Origin of the sequence: Acinetobacter sp. LMB-5 (assembly GCF_001541635.1) — a bacterium.
Taxonomy (GTDB): domain Bacteria; phylum Pseudomonadota; class Gammaproteobacteria; order Pseudomonadales; family Moraxellaceae; genus Acinetobacter; species Acinetobacter pittii.
Map to the genome: position 1 here is coordinate 1 of NZ_LRDR01000011.1, position 1,517 is coordinate 1,517.

2 protein-coding genes and 1 pseudogene are annotated in these 1,517 nt (G+C 48.7%); all 3 read left to right on the forward strand.

The annotated features are described in order from the left end of the window. The coding region (locus AW165_RS15385; RefSeq protein WP_045127009.1) for a 3-oxoacid CoA-transferase subunit A at positions 1 to 607 on the forward strand (607 nt) is incomplete at its 5' end. Between the two features lie 18 nt (positions 608 to 625). Beyond that, positions 626 to 1,279, forward strand: a complete 654-nt coding sequence (locus tag AW165_RS15390) for a 3-oxoacid CoA-transferase subunit B (RefSeq protein WP_060466331.1) — start codon at positions 626 to 628, stop codon at positions 1,277 to 1,279. An 11-nt stretch (positions 1,280 to 1,290) separates the two neighbouring features. Then, a pseudogene (locus AW165_RS15395) lies at positions 1,291 to 1,517 on the forward strand (acetyl-CoA C-acyltransferase); the annotation flags it as partial.

The following is a 1,517-nucleotide window of genomic DNA, read 5'->3' on the forward strand; positions in this document are numbered from 1 at the left end:
CCTGATTGGTGGTTTTGGTACCGCAGGACAACCCGCTGAACTCATTGACGGTCTTATTGAACTGGGTGTTAAAGGCCTAACCATTGTCAGCAACAATGCCGGTAATGGCGATTACGGTCTGGCTAAACTGCTTAAGGCTGGTTCAGTTAAAAAAGTCATCTGTTCTTTCCCACGTCAGTCCGACTCTTATGTGTTTGATGAGCTGTACCGTGCCGGAAAAGTAGAGCTTGAAGTGGTACCGCAAGGTAATCTGGCGTGTCGTATTCAGGCAGCGGGTATGGGATTAGGTGCAGTGTTTACCCCAACAGGCTTTGGAACCCTTCTAGCAGAAGGCAAAGAAACACGCGAGATTGATGGTAAAGACTACGTACTTGAATATCCGATCAAGGCTGATTTTGCCTTGATTAAGGCCTACAAGGGCGACCGCTGGGGCAATCTGGTTTACCGTAAATCTGCACGTAACTTTGGCCCAATCATGGCCATGGCTGCGGATGTCACTATTGCTCAGGTTTCTGAAGTGGTTGAGCTAGGTGGATTAGACCCGGAACACATCATCACCCCAGGTATCTTTGTACAGCATGTTGTACAAGTACAGCCCGCACAGTAAGCAATAAGGAGAAATAACATGAGCTACCAGAAACTCAGCCGTGACCAGATTGCACAACGTGTGGCACAAGATATTCCAGATGGCGCCTATGTGAACCTAGGCATTGGTTTACCGACCAAGATTGCGAGCTACTTACCTGACGATAAAGATATTTTTCTTCACTCTGAAAATGGCCTATTGGCTTTTGGCCCACCGCCAGCGGCAGGTGAAGAAGACCCTGAACTGATTAATGCGGGTAAAGAGTTTGTGACCATGCTTGAAGGTGGTAGCTTTTTCCATCATGGCGACTCATTTGCGATGATGCGTGGTGGTCACCTTGATATTGCAGTTCTTGGCGCATTTCAGGTGGCAGCGAATGGTGACTTGGCGAACTGGCATACGGGTGCACCCGATGCGATTCCTGCTGTGGGTGGTGCGATGGATTTGGCGGTTGGTGCCAAGAAAGTATTTATCACCACAGATCATGTGACCAAGCAAGGTGAACCGAAGATTGTGGCTGAGCTGAGCTATCCGGTAACGGGCAAGAAATGCGTTGACCGTATTTACACTGACCTGTGTGTGATTGACGTGACCAAAGAAGGTTTAAAGGTGATTGAGAAAGTGGAAGGTCTTAGCTTTGATGAGTTACAGGCTTTAACGGGTGCAACTTTGATTGATGCGACTCAAGGGTAAGGAAGTAGGAAATGACATTAAAAAACGCTTATATCATCGATGCCATCCGTACTCCATTCGGCCGTTATGCCGGTGGCCTTGCACCTGTCCGTGCCGATGATCTTGGCGCTGTGCCGATTAAAGCCCTCATGCAGCGTAACCCAAGTGTAGATTGGGAACAGGTCGATGATGTGATCTATGGCTGTGCTAACCAAGCGGGTGAAGACAACCGTAACGTGGGCCGTATGTCAGCACTGCT